The sequence below is a fragment of the Streptomyces sp. CC53 genome, assembly GCF_001865245.1.
Lineage (GTDB): Bacteria > Actinomycetota > Actinomycetes > Streptomycetales > Streptomycetaceae > Streptomyces.
In genome coordinates this window covers 14,028-31,871 of sequence record NZ_MKXB01000159.1, presented here as the reverse complement: position 1 = coordinate 31,871, position 17,844 = coordinate 14,028, and the positions used below count along the sequence as shown (strand labels likewise).

Annotated in this window: 17 protein-coding genes and 2 pseudogenes; 14 read left to right on the top strand and 5 right to left on the bottom strand. The window is 73.7% G+C overall.

Translation table 11 applies throughout. From position 1 onward, the window contains the following. Positions 1 to 269: 269 nt before the first annotated feature. The 13 genes and pseudogenes from BJP40_RS18725 (at position 270) to BJP40_RS18670 (ending at position 12,002) form a co-directional block, all read left to right on the top strand. Positions 270 to 1,574: a helix-turn-helix domain-containing protein gene (locus BJP40_RS18725; RefSeq protein WP_071264886.1), complete on the top strand. Its 1,305-nt coding sequence runs from the start codon at positions 270 to 272 to the stop codon at positions 1,572 to 1,574. Positions 1,575 to 1,663: 89 nt separating this feature from the next. Continuing rightward, positions 1,664 to 2,273, top strand: a pseudogene (locus BJP40_RS18720) (GNAT family N-acetyltransferase). A gap of 171 nt (positions 2,274 to 2,444) precedes the next feature. Then, entirely contained in the window at positions 2,445 to 2,528 is an 84-nt protein-coding gene (locus BJP40_RS36350; protein WP_319020140.1) for a putative leader peptide, read from the top strand. A gap of 135 nt (positions 2,529 to 2,663) precedes the next feature. After that, positions 2,664 to 4,361, top strand: coding sequence for a nitrite/sulfite reductase (locus tag BJP40_RS18715; protein ID WP_071281335.1), 1,698 nt, complete (start codon positions 2,664 to 2,666; stop codon positions 4,359 to 4,361). 85 nt (positions 4,362 to 4,446) lie between these two features. After that, the gene (locus tag BJP40_RS18710) at positions 4,447 to 4,632 is read left to right on the top strand and encodes a hypothetical protein (protein ID WP_071264895.1); all 186 of its coding nucleotides are present in this window, start codon (positions 4,447 to 4,449) and stop codon (positions 4,630 to 4,632) included. Further along, positions 4,629 to 5,330 carry a phosphoadenylyl-sulfate reductase gene (locus tag BJP40_RS18705; protein WP_071281334.1) on the top strand — a complete coding sequence of 234 codons (702 nt, stop codon included), beginning with the start codon at positions 4,629 to 4,631 and terminating at the stop codon, positions 5,328 to 5,330. The genes BJP40_RS18710 and BJP40_RS18705 overlap by 4 nt, the downstream gene beginning before the upstream one ends. After that, a complete protein-coding gene (gene cysC, locus BJP40_RS18700; RefSeq protein WP_071281333.1) occupies positions 5,327 to 5,917 on the top strand; it encodes an adenylyl-sulfate kinase in 591 nt (196 codons plus the stop codon). The genes BJP40_RS18705 and cysC overlap by 4 nt, the downstream gene beginning before the upstream one ends. Beyond that, entirely contained in the window at positions 5,914 to 6,855 is a 942-nt protein-coding gene (gene cysD, locus BJP40_RS18695; RefSeq protein ID WP_071281332.1) for a sulfate adenylyltransferase subunit CysD, read from the top strand. Before cysC ends, cysD begins: the two co-directional genes overlap by 4 nt. Positions 6,856 to 6,857: 2 nt before the next feature. Then, positions 6,858 to 8,201: a sulfate adenylyltransferase subunit 1 gene (locus BJP40_RS18690; RefSeq protein ID WP_071281331.1), complete on the top strand. Its 1,344-nt coding sequence runs from the start codon at positions 6,858 to 6,860 to the stop codon at positions 8,199 to 8,201. Positions 8,202 to 8,432: 231 nt separating this feature from the next. Beyond that, the gene (locus BJP40_RS18685; RefSeq protein ID WP_071281330.1) at positions 8,433 to 9,548 is read left to right on the top strand and encodes an aliphatic sulfonate ABC transporter substrate-binding protein; all 1,116 of its coding nucleotides are present in this window, start codon (positions 8,433 to 8,435) and stop codon (positions 9,546 to 9,548) included. 25 nt (positions 9,549 to 9,573) lie between these two features. Beyond that, complete coding sequence (locus BJP40_RS18680; protein WP_079171276.1) at positions 9,574 to 10,374, top strand: ABC transporter ATP-binding protein; 801 nt, start codon at positions 9,574 to 9,576, stop codon at positions 10,372 to 10,374. Then, a complete protein-coding gene (locus BJP40_RS18675) occupies positions 10,361 to 11,257 on the top strand; it encodes an ABC transporter permease (protein ID WP_071281328.1) in 897 nt (298 codons plus the stop codon). Before BJP40_RS18680 ends, BJP40_RS18675 begins: the two co-directional genes overlap by 14 nt. 4 nt (positions 11,258 to 11,261) lie before the next feature. Then, positions 11,262 to 12,002 (top strand): sirohydrochlorin chelatase, encoded by a 741-nt coding sequence (locus BJP40_RS18670; RefSeq protein ID WP_071281327.1) that lies wholly within the window; start codon positions 11,262 to 11,264, stop codon positions 12,000 to 12,002. A 237-nt stretch (positions 12,003 to 12,239) separates the two neighbouring features. Here the strand turns inward: BJP40_RS18670 and BJP40_RS18665 are convergent, their stop codons facing one another. The 5 genes and pseudogenes from BJP40_RS18665 to BJP40_RS18645 all read right to left on the bottom strand — a co-directional run bounded on the left by BJP40_RS18665 (position 12,240) and on the right by BJP40_RS18645 (position 17,351). After that, positions 12,240 to 13,109, bottom strand: a complete 870-nt coding sequence (locus BJP40_RS18665; RefSeq protein WP_071266172.1) for an STM4011 family radical SAM protein — start codon at positions 13,107 to 13,109, stop codon at positions 12,240 to 12,242. A gap of 9 nt (positions 13,110 to 13,118) precedes the next feature. Next, a pseudogene (locus BJP40_RS18660) lies at positions 13,119 to 14,455 on the bottom strand (STM4012 family radical SAM protein). Then, complete coding sequence (locus BJP40_RS18655) at positions 14,452 to 15,258, bottom strand: STM4013/SEN3800 family hydrolase (protein ID WP_071281337.1); 807 nt, start codon at positions 15,256 to 15,258, stop codon at positions 14,452 to 14,454. The pseudogene BJP40_RS18660 and the gene BJP40_RS18655 overlap by 4 nt, the downstream one beginning before the upstream one ends. Before the next feature lie 19 nt (positions 15,259 to 15,277). Next, the gene (locus BJP40_RS18650; RefSeq protein WP_071281326.1) at positions 15,278 to 16,411 is read right to left on the bottom strand and encodes an STM4014 family protein; all 1,134 of its coding nucleotides are present in this window, start codon (positions 16,409 to 16,411) and stop codon (positions 15,278 to 15,280) included. After that, on the bottom strand, positions 16,392 to 17,351 hold the full coding sequence (locus BJP40_RS18645) for an STM4015 family protein (protein WP_071266166.1): 960 nt from the start codon (positions 17,349 to 17,351) through the stop codon (positions 16,392 to 16,394). Before BJP40_RS18645 ends, BJP40_RS18650 begins: the two co-directional genes overlap by 20 nt. Before the next feature lie 165 nt (positions 17,352 to 17,516). On the opposite strand from BJP40_RS18645, the gene BJP40_RS18640 reads away from it, so the two are divergent. Then, positions 17,517 to 17,843 carry a hypothetical protein gene (locus tag BJP40_RS18640; protein ID WP_071281325.1) on the top strand — a complete coding sequence of 109 codons (327 nt, stop codon included), beginning with the start codon at positions 17,517 to 17,519 and terminating at the stop codon, positions 17,841 to 17,843. Position 17,844: the final 1 nt, after the last annotated feature.

The window sequence follows — 17,844 nt, the reverse complement described above, 5'->3', positions numbered from 1 at the left end:
CGCGCGGCCGCACACGTGGAGGGCGCGGGCCGTGGAGTGGCGGCCCGCGCCCGGAGAGCGGCTGGGATGGTGCTGCGCCGACACGGCACCATCCCGTCGCGTACCGGGAGCCGCGCGGGGACCGCGCGGAATCCGGTACGGCCCCACTGTCGTACAAGCGGACGGATTCGCGGGAGAGTTGCAGGAGGTTGCACCCGGCGCCACGGGCCCCGGGGGCGCGGGGGATGATGACGTGGACCGGCACCGGTGCGCGGGGGCGGGGAGGGCCCATGCGGAACGCCACAGTGGAGATGACGCGCCTCGCCGCGATGGACCCCCGGGAGGCGACACGGCTCCTGAAGGGCATCCGGGACGCGGCGCTGCGCGGCCGCAGCGCGCCGCTGACCCCGCGCGCCGACATTCAGGCGTCGTGGCAGCGGATGCTCAGCGGGGGCGTGGACCCGGACCGGGACCGCCGCTCCGACCTGCTGACGGCGGCCGAGCTGGAGGCGCGCCGGGCGGCGTCGCCGCTGCTGCACGTCCTGCCGGTGCTGCGGGAGGGCCTGATGCAGCTGCCCGGCTCGGTGGCCGACCCGGTGCGGCACATCATGGTCGTGGCGGACGCCGAGGGCCGGGTGCTGTGGCGGGAGGGGCACGCCTCGGTGCTGCGGATGGCGGACGGGCACGGCTTCGAGCCGGGCGCGGACTGGCGCGAGTCCACCGTCGGCACGAACGGCGTGGGGACGGCGCTGGTGGCGCGCCGCCCCGTGCAGGTGCACTCGGCGGAGCACTTCGTGGCGACCCACCACCCGTGGACGTGTGCGGGGGCGCCGATCACGGACCCGCGGGACGGGCGGCTCATGGGGGTGCTCGACCTGAGCGGTCCGGTCGCGACGGTGCACCCGGCGACCCTGCTGCTGGTGGGCTCGGTGGCCCGGTTGGCGGAGGCGGAGCTGCGCAACCGGCACCTGTCGGAGCTGGCGCGGCTCCGGGCGGTCGCGGCGCCGCTGCTGCACCGGGTGGGCGGCCGCGCCGTGGCGGTGGACCTGCACGGGTGGACCGCGGCGGTGACGGGCACGGCCGCGCAGGACCGGCTGCCGCTGCCGGGTTCCGTCGGGCCGGGCGGCCGGGTGTGGCTGCCGTCGCTCGGCGAGTGCGCGGTGGAACCGCTGCCGGGCGGCTGGCTGCTCAGGGTGGTGGACGGCGGGGAGGCGGGGGCGGCGGACGCCGCGGCGACGCGGGTGGTGCTGGACCTGAGCCGGGCGCGGGAGTGGACGGTGCGCGTGTCGGGGGCGGCGGGCGGCTGGACGCGCGGGCTGAGCCCGCGCCACGCGGAGCTGCTGTACGTGCTAGCCGCGCACCGGGACGGGCGGACGGCGGCGCAGCTCGCCGCGGACGTGTTCGGGGACCGGACGCGGACGGTGACCGTGCGGGCGGAGATGTCGCGGGTGCGGCGCACTCTGGGGGGTGTGCTGGCGCACCGCCCGTACCGGTTCCGGGACGACGTGGAGGTGGAGGTGGTGGGGCCGGGCGAGCCGCGGGACCTCCTGCCGCATTCCACGGCGCCGGCGGTGGTGGCGGCGCGCGGAGTGTGAGACGGCGTCCCACTCTGTGACACGCGGGCCCCCTGTGCCGCTGTCGTCAGGCTTTGGCCAGGGCCGATCCGGCGTGGTTCGCTGGCCCCATGAGCATCACCGTGACGACCTGGTACCTGGAGCAGACCTCCCCCGAGGACCTGCGGCCCTCCCCCGCGCCCGGCGGGGACCTGCGGATCGAGCGGGCGGGCGTGCCCTCGCCGGAGTTCAGCCGGTTCCTCTACACCGCGGTCGGCGGCGACCTGTGCTGGGTGGACCGGCTGGGGCTGACGTACGCGCAGTGGCGGGAGATCCTGGAGCGCCCCGGCGCGGAGACGTGGGTGGCGTACGTGCAGGGGACGCCGGCCGGGTACGTGGAGCTGAAGCCGCACGACCCCGACGGGGGCGTCGTGGAGATCATCTACTTCGGGCTGCTGCCGGCGTTCCGGGGCCGCGGCATCGGCGGGCACCTGCTGTCGTACGGCACGGCCCGGGCCTGGGACCTGGGCGGACCGCCGGCCGGGGCGGACGCCGACGAAGCGGGTGGTGCTGAACACCTGCTCCCTGGACGGCGAGCACGCCATGACCAACTACCGGCGGCGGGGCTTCCGGCTGTACGACACGAGGACGGCCGAGCAGCCGGAGGTCCAGACGCCCGGCGCGTGGCCCGGTGCCGGTGACCGCGAGGGCGGCACGAGGGAGGTCGGCACGGGGGCGTGACCCGGCGGCGGGCGGCGGGTGTGACCCGCGGCGGGAAGCGCGGGGGTGGCGACCGGCGGTGGGCGGCGCCGGGACGTGACCCCGACCACACTTGCCCACGATGCGGGACACCTCTGTCCACATCACGGACAAAGGTGGACTGGGTCCAATCTCCCGTGACACGCTTCCGTCATGTCTGAAGCTGGAATTGCCTTGGTGAGTCGGCGGCACGTCGACCTCGGCCGCATGTCCAGCGCCATGTGTCCGGCGCTCTGAGCGAACCCGCACGCCCAGCACCGCCGCGATCAGAAGACCTCCCGACTTTCCCGCGCAATGTCGCGCAAGGCCCTGCCTTGCGCGACATTGCGCAGGTCAGAGCCGCCCTCCTGCAGTCCCGAAGGACGTATAGCCATGGCCGCCACCCCCGAAAAGCCCACACCCGCCACGCCCCGGCGCAAGCCGGGACGCCACCGTGGCGAGGGCCAGTGGGCCAGGGGACACTTCACTCCCCTCAACGGCAATGAGCAGTTCAAGAAGGACGACGATGGTCTCAATGTGCGGACACGCATTGAGACGATCTACGCGAAGACCGGTTTCGACTCCATCGACCCCAACGACCTGCGCGGCCGGATGCGCTGGTGGGGCCTCTACACCCAGCGCAAGCCCGGCATCGACGGCGGCAAGACGGCTGTCCTGGAGCCGGAAGAGCTGGACGACGAGTACTTCATGCTGCGCGTCCGCATCGACGGCGGTCGCTTGACCACCCGGCAGCTCCGGGTGATCGGCGAGATCTCGCAGGAGTTCGCGCGCGGCACCGCCGACATCACCGACCGGCAGAACGTCCAGTACCACTGGATCCGCATCGAGGACGTCCCGGAGATCTGGCGCCGCCTCGAAGAGGTCGGCCTGTCCACCACCGAGGCGTGCGGCGACACCCCGCGCGTCGTCCTCGGCTCGCCGGTCGCCGGCATCGCCGAGGACGAGATCATCGACGGCACGCCCGCCATCGAGGAGATCTACCGCCGCATCGTCGGCAACAAGGACTTCTCCAACCTGCCCCGCAAGTTCAAGTCGGCCGTCTCCGGCTCGCCGCTCCTCGACGTGGCCCACGAGATCAACGACATCGCCTTCGTGGGCGTCGAGCACCCCGAGCACGGCCCGGGCTTCGACCTGTGGGTCGGCGGCGGCCTGTCGACCAACCCGAAGATCGGTGTCCGGCTCGGCGCCTGGGTGCCCCTCGACGAGGTCCCCGACGTCTACACCGGCGTCATCTCGATCTTCCGGGACCACGGCTACCGGCGGCTGCGCAACCGCGCCCGCCTCAAGTTCCTGGTCGCCGACTGGGGCGCCGAGAAGTTCCGCCAGGTGCTGGAGGACGACTACCTCAAGCGCAAGCTGGTCGACGGCCCCGCTCCCGCCCGGCCCGTCGCCGAGTGGCGCGACCACGTCGGCGTGCACCGCCAGAAGGACGGCCGGTACTACGTCGGCTTCGCGCCGCGCGTCGGCCGGGTCGACGGCGCCACCCTCACCAAGATCGCCGAGGTGGCGGAGGCGCACGGCTCCCAGCGGGTCCGCACCACCGTCGAGCAGAAGATGATCGTGCTCGACGTGGCGGAGGACCAGGTCGAGCCGCTCAGCGCGGCCCTGGAGTCCCTGGACCTGCGGGTCACCCCGTCGCCGTTCCGGCGCGGCACGATGGCCTGCACCGGCATCGAGTTCTGCAAGCTGGCCATCGTCGAGACGAAGGCGCGCGGCGCGTCCCTCATCGACGAGCTGGAGCGCCGCATGCCGGACTTCGACCAGCCGATCACCATCAACGTCAACGGCTGCCCCAACGCCTGCGCCCGCATCCAGGTCGCCGACATCGGGCTCAAGGGCCAGCTGGTCCTCGACGACGAGGGCCGGCAGGTCGAGGGCTTCCAGGTGCACCTGGGCGGCGCCCTCGGCCTGGAGGCCGGCTTCGGGCGCAAGGTGCGCGGCCTCAAGGTCACCTCCGCCGAGCTCCCGGACTACGTCGAGCGCGTCCTCACCCGCTTCCAGGCGGAGCGCGAGGACGGCGAGCGGTTCGCCACCTGGGTGGCCAGGGCCTCCGAGGAGTCCCTGTCGTGAGCGGCGCCACGAAGGCCACCGGGCAGCCGGACACAGAACCCGCCCGGGTGCCCCGCACCGGCGGGGCGGCGCAGGAGGAGACGCGATGAGCGAGCGAGCTGCGCCCTTCTACTGCCCGTACTGCGGCGACGAGGACCTCAGGCCGAACGAGACCGGGCACGGCGCGTGGGACTGCGCGGCCTGCAACCGCGCCTTCCAGCTGAAGTTCCTGGGCCTGCTGGCGCAGGGCCTCCAGCGCCACGACAGCAGCGGAGGGGACGACCGGACATGACGGAGACCGCCACAGAGGACCGGCTGCGGGCGCTCGCCGAGCAGGCGGGCCGCGAGTTGGAGGACGCCCCGGCGCTGGACATCCTGGCCTGGGCCGCCGACACCTTCGGCAAGCGCTTCTGCGTCACCTCCTCCATGGAGGACGCGGTCGTCGCCCACCTCGCCTCCCGGGCCTTCCCCGGCGTGGACGTGGTGTTCCTGGACACCGGCTACCACTTCGAGGAGACCATCGGCACCCGCGACGCGGTGGCCGCGGTGATGAACGTCAACGTCATCACGCTGACCCCGCGCCAGACCGTCGCCGAGCAGGACGCGCAGTACGGTCCGGCGCTGCACGACCGGGACCCGGACCTGTGCTGCGCGCTGCGCAAGGTGAAGCCGCTGGAGGAGGGCCTCGGCGCCTACGACGCGTGGGCGACCGGGCTGCGCCGCGACGAGTCCCCCACCCGGGCGGGCACGCCGGTCGTCGGCTGGGACGCCAGGCGCCGCAAGGTCAAGGTGTCGCCGATCGCCCGCTGGACGCAGGACGACGTCGACGCGTACGTGGCCGAGCACGGCGTCCTCACCAACCCGCTGCTGACGGACGGCTACGCCTCCGTCGGCTGCGCCCCGTGCACCCGGCGGACCGCGGAGGGCGAGGACGCCCGCGCCGGCCGCTGGGCGGGCCGCGCCAAGACGGAATGCGGGCTGCACGGATGACGTACCGACAGAACTCACAGGACGAGCAGGAGAAGCACGTGACTGCGGCCGGGACCACCGGGGCCACCATCTGGCTCACGGGTCTGCCGAGCGCCGGCAAGACCACCATCGCGTACGAGCTGGCGGGACGGCTGCGCGACGAGGGCCACCGGGTGGAGGTCCTCGACGGCGACGAGATCCGCGAGTTCCTCTCCGCGGGCCTCGGCTTCAGCCGCGAGGACCGGCACACCAACGTGCAGCGCATCGGCTTCGTCGCCGAACTGCTCGCCTCCCACGGTGTGAAGGTCCTGGTGCCCGTCATCGCCCCGTACGCCGACAGCCGCGAGGCGGTGCGCAAGCGCCACCAGCAGGAGGGCACCCCGTACGTCGAGGTGCACGTCGCGACCCCGGTCGAGGTGTGCTCCGTACGCGACGTCAAGGGCCTGTACGCCAAGCAGGCGGCCGGCGAGCTCAGCGGGCTGACCGGCGTCGACGACCCGTACGAGGAGCCGGACAGCCCCGACCTGCGGATCGAGTCCCACCACCAGACGGTGCAGGAGTCCGCCGAGGCCCTGTACGCGCTGCTCACCGAGAGGGGTCTGGCGTGACGACCACCGTCAGCAACACCGTCCCGTCGGAGACCGACAGCCCGTTCGCGCTGTCGCACCTGGACGCGCTGGAGTCCGAGGCCGTCCACATCTTCCGCGAGGTGGCGGGCGAGTTCGAGCGGCCGGTGATCCTCTTCTCCGGCGGCAAGGACTCGATCGTCATGCTGCACCTGGCGCTCAAGGCGTTCGCGCCCGCCGCGGTCCCCTTCGCCCTGCTGCACGTGGACACCGGGCACAACTTCCCCGAGGTCATCGAGTACCGCGACCGGACCGTCGCCGCGCACGGGCTGCGGCTCCACGTGGCGTCGGTGCAGGACTACATCGACCGGGGCGCGCTCAGGGAGCGCCCGGACGGCACCCGCAACCCGCTGCAGACCGTGCCGCTCACCGAGGCGATCCAGCAGCACCGCTTCGACGCCGTCTTCGGCGGCGGGCGGCGCGACGAGGAGAAGGCCCGCGCCAAGGAGCGCGTGTTCAGCCTCCGCGACGAGTTCTCGCAGTGGGACCCGCGCCGGCAGCGGCCCGAGCTGTGGCAGCTCTACAACGGCCGGCACGCGCCCGGTGAGCACGTGCGGGTGTTCCCGCTGTCGAACTGGACCGAGCTGGACGTGTGGCAGTACATCGCCCGCGAGGGCATCGAGCTGCCGGAGATCTACTTCGCGCACGAGCGCGAGGTGTTCGCCCGCAACGGCATGTGGCTGACGGCGGGCGACTGGGGCGGCCCGAAGGACGGCGAGACCGTCGAGAAGCGGATGATCCGCTACCGGACGGTGGGCGACATGTCCTGCACCGGCGCCGTCGACTCCGACGCCACCACGCTCGACGCCGTGATCGCCGAGATCGCCGCGTCCCGCCTGACCGAGCGGGGCGCCACCCGCGCCGACGACAAGCTGTCCGAGGCCGCGATGGAAGACCGCAAGCGCGAAGGGTACTTCTAGACATGACCAGCACCACCACCGCGGCCGCCGAGCGGCTGTCGGCCACCACCCTGCTGCGCTTCGCCACCGCCGGTTCCGTCGACGACGGCAAGTCGACCCTGGTGGGCCGGCTGCTGCACGACTCCAAGTCGGTGCTCGCCGACCAGCTGGAGGCCGTCGAGCACGCCTCGCGCAGCCGCGGCCAGGAGGCCCCGGACCTGGCACTGCTCACCGACGGCCTGCGGGCCGAGCGGGAGCAGGGCATCACGATCGACGTGGCGTACCGCTACTTCGCCACGGCGCGGCGCCGGTTCATCCTCGCCGACACGCCCGGCCACGTTCAGTACACGCGCAACATGGTCACCGGCGCCTCCACGGCCGAACTGACCGTGATCCTCGTCGACGCCCGCAACGGCGTCGTCGAGCAGACCCGCCGGCACGCCGCCATCGCCGCGCTGCTGCGGGTCCCCCACGTCGTCCTCGCCGTCAACAAGATGGACCTCGTCGGCTACGAGGAGCCCGTCTTCGCCCGGATCGCCGAGGAGTTCACGGCGTACGCCGGCGAGCTCGGCGTCCCGGAGATCACCGCGATCCCGATCTCGGCGCTCGCCGGCGACAACGTGGTGGAGGCGTCCGCGCACATGGACTGGTACGGCGGCCCGACGGTGCTGGAGCACCTGGAGACCGTCCCGGTCAGCCACGACCTGACGTCCTGCCACGCCCGCCTGCCCGTGCAGTACGTGATCCGCCCGCAGACCGCCGAGCACCCCGACTACCGCGGCTACGCCGGCCAGATCGCCGCCGGAACGTTCCGCGTCGGCCAGGAGGTCACCGTCCTGCCGTCGGGGCGCACCTCGCGGATCAGCGGCATCGACCTGCTCGGCGAGCCCGTCGACGTGGCGTGGACCCCGCAGTCCGTCACGCTCCTGCTGGAGGACGACATCGACGTCTCGCGCGGCGACCTGATCGTGCCCAGCGGCGACGCGCCCGCCACCACGCAGGACGTCGAGGCGACCGTCTGCCACGTCGCCGACCAGCCGCTCACCGTCGGGCAGCGCGTGCTGCTGAAGCACACCACCCGCACGGTCAAGGCGATCGTCAAGGAGATCCCGTCCCGGCTGACGCTCGACGACCTGTCGCAGCACCCGGACCCGCAGCGGCTCGTCGCCAACGACATCGGCACGGTCAGGGTCCGCACGGCCGAGCCGCTCGCCCTGGACTCCTACGCCGACTCGCGCCGCACCGGCTCCTTCCTCCTCATCGACCCCGCCGACGGCACCACGCTGGCGGCCGGCATGGCCGGCGACTCCTTCGCCACCGCGAAGGCCGCGGCCGCCGTGGACGACGACGAGGGCTGGGACTTCTGATGGGACGCCGGCTGGCCTGCGCCGACGTGTACGCGACCTTCGCCAAGGAAGGCGGTCGCGTCGGCTCCGGCTGCGTCGGCTCCGGAACGGGAGGCGTCGCGCGATGTGTCCGATGACCCCCGGCCGGCCGATGCCGCCCGGCCCCCGACGACGACCCCCCGCCGACCGCCCGGCGCCGCCCCCGACCCCGTACGGGACGTAGGCCCCGGGCCGACGAGAGGAACCCCTCCCGTGCCCCCTGCCTCCCGCCCCGCGCACCCGCGGCGCCGCACCCTCGCCGCCGCGGTGGTGCTGCCGCTGCTGCTGGCCCTCACGTCGTGCCTCGGCTACGGCTCGCAGGCGGTGAAGGACGCACCGAGAGTGGCCCCGCAGGGGCCGAAGCTGTCGGCGGACGCGGTGCGGGTCGGGTACTTCGCGAACCTCACGCACGGCACGGCGCTGGTGGGCGACCGGGAGGGCTTCTTCCAGAAGGAGCTGCGCGGTACCCGGCTGACCACCGCCGTGTTCGGCGCGGGCCCGTCCGCGGTCGAGGCGCTCAACGGCGGCTCCGTGGACATCGCCTTCCTCGGCCCGTCCCCCGCCGTCAACGGCTACGTCCGGTCGGGCGGCACCAACCTGCGGATCGTGGGCGGCGCGGCCTCCGGCGGGGTGAAGCTGGTCGTCGACCCGGAGCGCATCCGCACGGTCGCGGACGTCAAGGGCAAGCGGATCGCGTCACCGCAGTACGGCAACACCCAGGACGTGGCCCTGCTGCACTGGCTCGCTCAGCAGGGCTGGAAGGTGGACCCGCACAGCGGCAAGGGCGATGTGTCGGTGGTCCGCACCGACAACAAGATCGCCCCCGACGCGTACCGGTCCGGTGCCATCGACGGGGCGTGGGTGCCGGAGCCGACCGCGTCGAAGCTCGTCGCCGAGGGCGCCCGGGTACTGCTGGACGAGGCGTCGCTGTGGCCGGACGAGAAGTTCCTCATCACCGCCATCGCGGTGTCCCAGCGCTTCCTCGACGCCCATCCGGACGTCGTCGAGGCGGTGCTGCGCGGCGCGGCGCAGGCCAACGCGTGGATCAACGCCGACCGCGAACGGGCCAAGCAGTCGGTGAACGCACAGCTGCAGAAGGTGTCGGGCAAGCCGCTGCCGGCCGAGGTGCTCGACCCGGCCTGGGCGTCCGTCCGCTTCCTGGACGACCCGCTGGCCGACACCCTGCGGGCCCAGGCCGGCCACGCGGTGGCGGCGGGCCTGCTGGAGAAGCCCGACCTGAGCGGCATCTACGACCTGAGGCCGCTCAACAGGACCCGCACGGCCGCCGGGGAACCCGCGGCCTCCGACGCCGGCCTCGGCGTCCGCTGACCGTACGAGACCGCACACACAGGAGGTGACGACCGTGGCCATCACACTCGCGACGGCCCGGGCCGAGGACCGCACCGCGGTCGAGTACGCCGCTCGTCTGGAGCACGTGTCGAAGTCCTTCGCCGGACCCTCGGGGCAGCAGCTCGTCCTCGACGACATCAGCCTCGACGTCGCGCCGGGCGAGTTCGTGACCCTGCTCGGGGCCTCCGGCTGCGGCAAGTCGACGCTGCTGAACCTCGTCGCCGGCCTCGACCGCCCGACCTCGGGCACCCTGGCCACCGACGGCCGTCCCGCGCTGATGTTCCAGGAGCACGCGCTCTTCCCGTGGCTGACCGCCGGCAAGAACATCGAGCTGGCGCTGAAGCTGCGGGGCGTGCCCAAGGCGGAGCGGCGCGGCGAGGCCGAGCGGCTGCTGGAGCTGGTGCGGTTGGGCGGCGCCCACGGCAAGCGCGTGCACGAGCTGTCCGGCGGCATGCGCCAGCGGGTCGCCATGGCCCGCGCGCTGGCGCAGGACAGCCGGCTGCTGCTGATGGACGAGCCGTTCGCCGCGCTCGACGCGATCACCCGGGACGTGCTGCACGGCGAGCTGACCCGGATCTGGCAGGAGACGGGCCTGTCGGTGCTGTTCGTCACCCACAACGTACGGGAGGCCGTGCGGCTGGCGCAGCGCGTGGTGCTGCTGTCGTCCCGGCCGGGCCGCATCGCCCGGGAGTGGACCGTCGGCATCCCGCAGCCGCGCCGCATCGAGGACGCCGCGGTGGCGGAGCTGTCCCTGGAGATCACGGAACAACTGCGGGGGGAGATCCGCCGACATGGCCAGCACTGACACGAGGAAGGACGCGGGCGGCCGGGCGGACGACCTGGAGGACCTGGAAGCGGGACTCGACGCCCTGGAGGCGGTGGAGACCCGCAGGACGCCGCTCCGCCAGACGCTGGTGAGCAAGGTGCTGCCGCCCGTGGTGGCGGTGGCGCTGGTCCTCGCCGTCTGGCAGGGCCTGGTCTGGGCGGAGGTCACCGACGCCTACAAGCTGCCGTCACCGTCCGCGGTGTGGGACAGCCTGGCCGAGATGTGGCTGCAGGGCACCCTGTTCGACGTGATGTGGACCAGCGTGTCCCGGGCGCTGCTCGGTTTCGTGCTGGCGCTCGCGATCGGCACGCCACTGGGCCTGCTCGTGGCCCGGGTCAGGCCCGTCCGGGCGGCCATCGGCCCGATCCTGTCCGGCCTGCAGTCGCTGCCCTCGGTGGCCTGGGTGCCGCCGGCGGTCCTGTGGCTGGGCCTGAACGACCGGATGATGTTCGCGGTGATCCTGCTGGGCGCCGTCCCGTCGATCGCCAACGGCCTGGTGGCGGGCGTCGACCAGGTGCCCCCGCTGTTCCTGCGTGCCGGCCGCACCCTGGGCGCCACCGGCCTGCGCGGTGCCTGGCACGTCGTCATGCCGGCCGCGCTTCCCGGCTACCTGGCGGGCCTGAAGCAGGGCTGGGCCTTCTCCTGGCGGTCCCTCATGGCCGCCGAGATCATCGCCTCCTCCCCCGACCTCGGACTGGGCCTCGGCCAGTTGCTCGACAACGGCCGCAACAACGCCGACATGCCCGGCATCTTCCTGGCGATCCTGCTCATCCTGCTCGTCGGCATCGCCGTCGACCTGCTGGTCTTCAGCCCGCTGGAACGCCGGGTGCTGCGCCGCCGCGGCCTGCTGGGCAGGAGCTGAACCCATGACTCCTCCCGTGCTCCTGGTCGTCGCCCACGGCAGCCGCGACCCGCGGCACGCCGCGACCGTCCACGCCCTCGCGCGGGCGACGGCCGGACTGCGGCCGGACCTCCGCGTCGAGACGGCGTTCCTCGACTTCACCCTCCCGTCGGTTCCGGCGGTCCTGGAGTCCCTGGCCGCGCAGGGCGTACGGGACGTCGTGGCGCTGCCGCTGCTGCTGACCCGCGCCTTCCACGCGAAGGCCGACATCCCGTCGGTCCTCCGCGAGGCGCCCGCAAGCCTTCGCGTCCGCCGGGCGGAGGTGCTCGGCCCGTCCCCCCTGCTGCTCCAGGCGGTGGAACGCCGCCTGTACGAGGCGGGCCTGACACCCGCCGACAAGTCCGCGACCGGCCTCGTGCTGGCCTCCGCGGGCTCCACCGACCCGGAGGCGAACGCGGTGATCGCAGAAACGGCGCGGGAGCTGCGGCGCGCCGGTTGGTGCGCCGTGCGGCCCGCGTTCGCCTCCGCGGTGTCCCCCCGCACGGAGGACGCCGTGCGGGCCCTGCGCGCCGACGGGGTGCGGCGCGTCGCGGTCGCCCCGTACGTCATCGCCCCGGGCCGCCTCCCGGACCGCATCGCGGCGGGCGCGGCGGACGCCGACGTCCTCGCGGACGTCCTCGGCCCCAGCCCGGAACTGGCCCGGCTGCTGCTGCTCCGGTACGACGCCGCAGCCGCGCCCGCACGGCGGTGGGCGGCGGCGGTCTGACGCGGTCCTCACCGGGTGCCGCCGGACGGCAGCGGTTAGCGCGCCCCGAGCCGCACGGGCACGTCGGCCGCCCCGGCGCACAGGGGAGAGACCACGTCGGGCACGCAGCAGTGCGGCGTGGATCCTGACGGCGGCCCGCAGCACCTCGTCGTGGTGCCTGGCCTGCTGCATCCCGGGCAGTCGGGCGTGCTGCGCACGCGGCCGAGGAACCGGTCGCTTCCGGCGGGCCGCCGACGGTCACGAGCCTCCTGTCACGCTACGGGCGGGGTGCGCGGGGATCCGTTCCAGGACGCCTCCCGCGAAGACGTCGTAGAGCGGGAGCGTCTCCAGGTGGACGTAGCCGATGTGGCAGTCGCAGCGGGCGAGCGGGCAGGGGCGAGGGGCGAGGGCGGTGCGGTAGGTGCCGTCGTAGAGGTTGCCGAGCGGGGCGGGGACGAAGTGGCAGCGGCGTACCGTGCCCTCGCCGTCCACGGAGACGACGGACTCGCCGGTGCGGCACGGCAGGCCCGCAGAGCGGTGCGGGTGGCGGCTGTAGGGGAACAGCGGGTCGAGACCGGTCCACTCGGCGGCCTCCGCGTCGGTGTAGGTGTGGCCCTCGGCCGCGTTGACCCACAGGTAGACGTGCGGGGGCAGCTCTGCGCGCAGGCGGCGGGCGTGCTCCAGGTGCTCGGGCAGGCCGACCGTGCCGACGCTGAAGCGGATGCCCCGCTCGGAGAGGTCGCGGGTCTTCGCCAGAAACCGGTCGTAGGGCGTCTGTCCCGGGTGGTACGTGCACCACAGGGCGACGGTGTCCGGGTCGGCGTCCGCCAGCCAGTCGGTGCGGCAGCTGAGGTTGGTCTGGATGGCGACCCGCCGGACGTGCGGGGTGTGCGACAGCTCGACGAGTGCCTGCCGGTACCAGGAGCGGACGAGTCCCTCGCCCCAGGGGGTGAACAGGACGGAGAGCCGGTCCCCCGTCTGCTGCCGCGCCCAGGCGGTGAAGCGGGTGAGGGCGGCCCGGTCGGCGCGCAACTGGCCGGGGGTGTCGCGGCGCTTGGCGAAGGGGCAGTAAGGACAGTCGTAGTCGCAGGACGAGAGGGGGCCGCGGTAGAGGATCGTGAGGTCCATGGGGGTCGGCTACTTCGGTTCGTAGGCGGCCATCGCGGCTCGGACCGCCGGGGAGAACAGCTCGGGGCCGAGGGCGTCGGAGTGCGCGAGGCCCTCCTCGGAGAGCCGCAGGACTCCGGTGGGCGCGGTGCCGTCGAGCCAGCCGCGGGCCGCGAACGCGGCGATTTCGGCGGGGAAGTCGTCGTCCGGTGCCGAGCCGAAGCGGTCCCGGTAGTCGGCGAGCGGCATGCCGCGGGCCTGAAGCAGGGACTGCAGGAGGTGGCGTCGGCGGGCCTCGTCGCCGTCGGCGTACCAGCCGTTGACGGCCCGGGTGAAGTCCTCGGTGGCGGTGTAGCCGTCGATGATCGCCCGTATCTCGTGCATGTCGACGGCGTAGTCGAAGGAGTAGTGGAGCGCGGACGTGTAGGAGCGGGCGCCGCAGCCGAGGCCGATCATGCCGTCGGTCTGGCAGGCGTGGTCGTCGGGGCCCTGCGGGGCGCGTCGGCCCGCCGGAACATGCGCATCGACACCTGCTCGTAGCCGTGGGCGAGCAGGTGGTCGCGGCCCTGCCGGTAGAGGGCGAGGCGCTGCGCGTCCCAGTCGCGGTCGCAGTGGGTGGTGCGGCGCGACAGGCCGGTGAGCGGCCGGACGTACAGCGGGTACAGGTACAGCTCTTCGGGCCGCCACGCCAGGGCGGCGTCGAGGGAGGTGCGCCACGTGGCCGGGGTCTGGCCGTCGATGCCGTAGATGAGGTCGATGTTGAGGACGGGGACGGCGGTGTCGCGGATGCGGCCGAGCGCGGCCTCCACGTCGGCGCGGCGCTGGGGGCGTACGGCGGCGCGGGCCTCGTCGTCGACGAAGCTCTGCACGCCGATGCTGAGCCGAGTGGCGCCGCGCTCCGCGAGGACGGCCAGCCGGTCGGCGGTGGCCGTGGCGGGCGAGACCTCCACGGAGAGCGGGACCGCCCGCAGGTCCGCGCCCATGCGCTTCTCCGCGATGTCGCAGAGGCGGCCCAGTTCGTCCGCGGTCAGGAAGGTGGGCGTGCCGCCGCCGAACGCGGCGTTCGCGAACCGCACGGGCTCGGCGGATTCGTCGCCGAGCGCGTCGCGCACGGCGACGGCCTGCCGGTCGAGCGCGTCGAGGTAGCGGCCGGTGAGACCGTCGGGTGCGCCGATGCGGGTGAAGAGGTTGCAGAAGCCGCAGCGCACCTCGCAGAACGGTATGTGCAGGTACAGCGACAGGGCGTCCTTGCGCTCGCCGCGCCACAGGTCCCGCAGGGCGGGCCGGTCCCCTGGGGAGAAGGGCCGGTAGGCGGTCTTGTGGGGGTAGGCGTAGACGTAGCTCTGGTAGGGCCGTGAGGTGTTCATGCGGTCGGCTCCAGGGAGAAGTGGGCGTACGGCACGGTCCACACGGCTTCGTGGCCGAGGCGGTGACCGGTGTATCCGTCGTCGCCGTAGGCGGTGCCGTGGTCGGAGCAGACGATGGCGAAGCAGCGGCGGCGGGAGCTCATCGCGGTGAAGAGGCGGCCGATGTGCCGGTCGACGTACTCCAGTGCGGCGGCGTGGGTGGCCCGGCTGTCGCCGGCTTCGCGGGTCGCGCCCGGCAGGTGGAACCAGTTGGGCTGGTGGAGGGCCGACACGTTGACGAACAGGAACAGCCGCCGGTCGCGGGGGACCCGGGCGGTGACCTCCTCGGCCCGTGCCACCTGTGCCTCGAAGGAGGTGGGGGACGCCACGCCGAACGCGGGCTCCCAGTGGGACTCCCGGAACATCCCCGGCAGGACGTCTCCGAGCGCGCCCTGCTTGTTGAAGAAGCCGACCCCGCCGATGCACACGGTGTGGTAGCCGGCGGTGGCGAGTCCGGACACGAGGTCGGGCGTGTCGAAGACGTAGGTGCGTCCGGCGGTGGTCTCGCTGCCGGCGAAGCGTGCCGCGAAGAGCCTCGGGTGCGGGCCGGGCGCGGCCGGGGTGGGCAGGAAACCGGCGAACATCGCCTGGTGCGAGGCGTAGGTGAAGCTGCCGGGCGCGTGGCGCTTCTCCCAGGCACCGCCGGGCAGGTGCCGGGCGAGGTGGGGGATGCGGCCCGCGGCGGCCAGTTCGACGGCCACGTCGTAGCGCAGGGTGTCCAGGGTGACGAGGAGGAGGTCGTCGCGACCGACGATACGGTTCATGTCGGGCAGGGCGTCGGGCTCAGATGCCGGCACGGTGGTCCTTCGTGGGCTGGTGCGGTGTGTATCGCCTCTGCACGGCGGCGACTTGGGCGGCGTGGGTGCCGAGGTGCTCGGCGCCGCCGCCGGGGAAGCCGGTGAGGCCGGGCAGCAGGTCGCCGAAGGCGTTGACCTCGCCGACGGCGAAGCGGCGCCAGCCGGTGGCCGGCAGGAGGTCGACGCCGACGCAGAGGGTGCCGGGGAAGCAGGCCGCCGCGCGTTCGCAGACGTCGAGGGCGTCGGCCCAGCGGGGGCCCATCGCGTCGACGGCGGCGGTCAGGTCGCCGCGCGCACCGCCGAGGTGGAGATTGGTCATGGGGGCGCGGCTGGTGCGGACGACTGCGTGGGTGGCGCGACCGGCCACCACGACGACCCGCAGGTCCGCGGTGCGGCCCGCGCCGAGGGACGCCTTGGGCCACCACCGCTCGACGTGCAGCCCGTCGGGGGCGAGGGCGTCGACGAGGGCGGCGATCTCCACCTCGCTGGTGCTGCGGCGTATCCGCAGGGAGTTGTGGAGTGCGCCGTCGACGGCTTCCACGCTGGTGGTGGCACGGATCCGGCCGCGGCCCGCCGTCTCCAGGGCGACGATTCCGGAGGCGGACGACCCGTGGGCCGGTTTCAGGAAGGCCCGCGGCATGGCGTGCGCGTGCAGCAGGGCGCGTACGTCGTCCCAGCCGCGCACGGGCGTGTGGTCCCCGGAGGTGGGTGACTCCGGCACCGGCACGCCGGCGCCCGCCAGGGCGGCGTGGCAGAGCCGCTTGTCGAAGAGCACGGCGAGCTCGCCGGGGTCATCGAGCCGCACGCCCCCGCGCAGGGTGCGGACGGCGGCGGTGAACCGCGCGTACCAGCGGGCGCCGCCCTCGACCCGGGTGGGGTCGTCCGTGTCCCGCAGGAGCCGGTCCACTTCGGCGTTCTCGCCGGGCGAGTCGAGGCGTACGGTCTCGTCCGCGCCGAAGACGGCTCCGCCGCCGCGGAGCACGTCCAGCCAGGGCACGACGCGGGGCTCGGGCAGCCCGGCCGCCCGCACCGCCGCGGCGAACAGGGCGACGCGGCGGTTCTCGGGGTTGCCGACGACCGCGAAACACGGACCGCCGGGCCTATTCGCCGACTGCGACATACCGCCAGACCCGTCCGTCCCACTCGTCCTCGTCGGCGTGGCCGCTGTCCAGGTCGAGGCTCACACCGGCCCGCCCGAGGACCTCTTCGAAGCGCTCCTTCAGCGGTCCGCTCAGGTAGTTGTGGCTGAGGTCCAGCCGCTTGAGGTGGGTGAGCGGCTGGCCAGCGAGGAGCGCGGTGCCGCCCTCGTCGGTGAGGACGCCCATGGAGAGGTCCAGGGTCTCCAGCCGGGCGACGACCGGCGCGGAGGCCGCGGCGGCGGCTATCTCGTCCTCGTAGTCGCTGTTGCACAGGCCGAGGCTGCGCAGGGACGGGAGGCGGGTGCCGTCCAGGATCGGCGCCACGTCCGCCGGTTCGCTGTCACCCCCGTAGTTCGCGGTGCCCAGCCACAGCTCCAGGCGCTCCAGGGCCGGCAGGTCGCTGGCCGCCACGCCCCGGACCGCGTCGGCCGGCATGCCGCCGGTCTCGACGGTGAGGGACCTGAGCCGCCGGTGCGTCAGGGCGGGGAAGACGAGGCCCGTGCCGCCTCGCACGCCGAATTCCTCCAGGTCGGGGAAGCCGTCGAGGAGCGGGCTGACGTCGCCCTGGCTGATCCAGGAGATCTCGCACTCCTCCGACTCCATGTCGCCGAGGAACAGCGCCCGCAGGGCGGGCAGCTCGGCCCGGGCCTCCAGCAGTGCGGCGAGGACCGGTTCGGGCCCGTCCTCGTACGCCTCCTCCCACGCGCCGACGACGAGGGACCGGACCCGGGTCGTGTCGACGGCCGCGGCGAACCGGGCGAACGCCTCCGGCCAGCTCTCCTCGCTGTCGTAGGCGTCGGCGCCGATCCGCCAGGCGACGGCGTCGGCCTCGGGCAGCACGATGTCGCGCGCCTCCCCCGGCCGGGGGAAGTCGAAGACGGGGAGTCCGTACGACTCCGTCAGGTGCCCCGTAGTGTGCATGTCCGCCCGCTCCTCGCGACTCGCTGTCCGGCTGTGCTGCAAGTTGTAACAGGCCGCACTGACAGCGCCCGTGGCCGGGGCGGGTGGGACGGCGTTGTCAGTCCCGCCCCCTACGGTCGGAGACAGCACGGCGCGGTGGGCGCCGGTCGCAGGAAGGGGACGGGTGTGTACCGGCAGGGGGATGTGCTGATCGTTCCGGTCGCGGAGTCGGCGGTGCCGCCGCACGTCGCGGACGCGGCCGAGGTGCCGAGGGACCCGCGGGGGCGGATGGTGCTGGCGCTGGGAGAGGTGACGGGTCACGCGCATGCCGTGGTCGGCCCGGGCCGGCTGGTGCGGGAACCGGGGCCGTTCGGCCCGATGGTGCTGCACCTGCCGGACGGCGGGCGGGTGGTGCACGAGGAGCACGCGCCGATCCCGCTGCCGAAGGGCTGGTACCGGGTGGTGCGGCAGCGGGAGTACGTGCCGGGCTCGGTGCGGATCGTCGCGGACTGAC

Bases quoted from the DNA above. Each gene is read 5' to 3' on its own strand.
- BJP40_RS18690 (WP_071281331.1), top strand. From the start codon at position 6,858: ATGACCAGCACCACCACCGCGGCCGCCGAGCGGCTGTCGGCCACCACC.
- BJP40_RS18725 (WP_071264886.1), top strand. From the start codon at position 270: ATGCGGAACGCCACAGTGGAGATGACGCGCCTCGCCGCGATGGACCCC.
- BJP40_RS36350 (WP_319020140.1), top strand. From the start codon at position 2,445: ATGTCTGAAGCTGGAATTGCCTTGGTGAGTCGGCGGCACGTCGACCTC.
- BJP40_RS18675 (WP_071281328.1), top strand. From the start codon at position 10,361: ATGGCCAGCACTGACACGAGGAAGGACGCGGGCGGCCGGGCGGACGAC.
- BJP40_RS18715 (WP_071281335.1), top strand. From the start codon at position 2,664: ATGGCCGCCACCCCCGAAAAGCCCACACCCGCCACGCCCCGGCGCAAG.
- cysC (WP_071281333.1), top strand. From the start codon at position 5,327: ATGACGTACCGACAGAACTCACAGGACGAGCAGGAGAAGCACGTGACT.
- BJP40_RS18665 (WP_071266172.1), bottom strand. From the start codon at position 13,109: ATGGACCTCACGATCCTCTACCGCGGCCCCCTCTCGTCCTGCGACTAC.
- BJP40_RS18705 (WP_071281334.1), top strand. From the start codon at position 4,629: ATGACGGAGACCGCCACAGAGGACCGGCTGCGGGCGCTCGCCGAGCAG.
- BJP40_RS18670 (WP_071281327.1), top strand. From the start codon at position 11,262: ATGACTCCTCCCGTGCTCCTGGTCGTCGCCCACGGCAGCCGCGACCCG.
- BJP40_RS18650 (WP_071281326.1), bottom strand. From the start codon at position 16,411: ATGTCGCAGTCGGCGAATAGGCCCGGCGGTCCGTGTTTCGCGGTCGTC.
- BJP40_RS18655 (WP_071281337.1), bottom strand. From the start codon at position 15,258: ATGAACCGTATCGTCGGTCGCGACGACCTCCTCCTCGTCACCCTGGAC.
- BJP40_RS18710 (WP_071264895.1), top strand. From the start codon at position 4,447: ATGAGCGAGCGAGCTGCGCCCTTCTACTGCCCGTACTGCGGCGACGAG.
- BJP40_RS18645 (WP_071266166.1), bottom strand. From the start codon at position 17,351: ATGCACACTACGGGGCACCTGACGGAGTCGTACGGACTCCCCGTCTTC.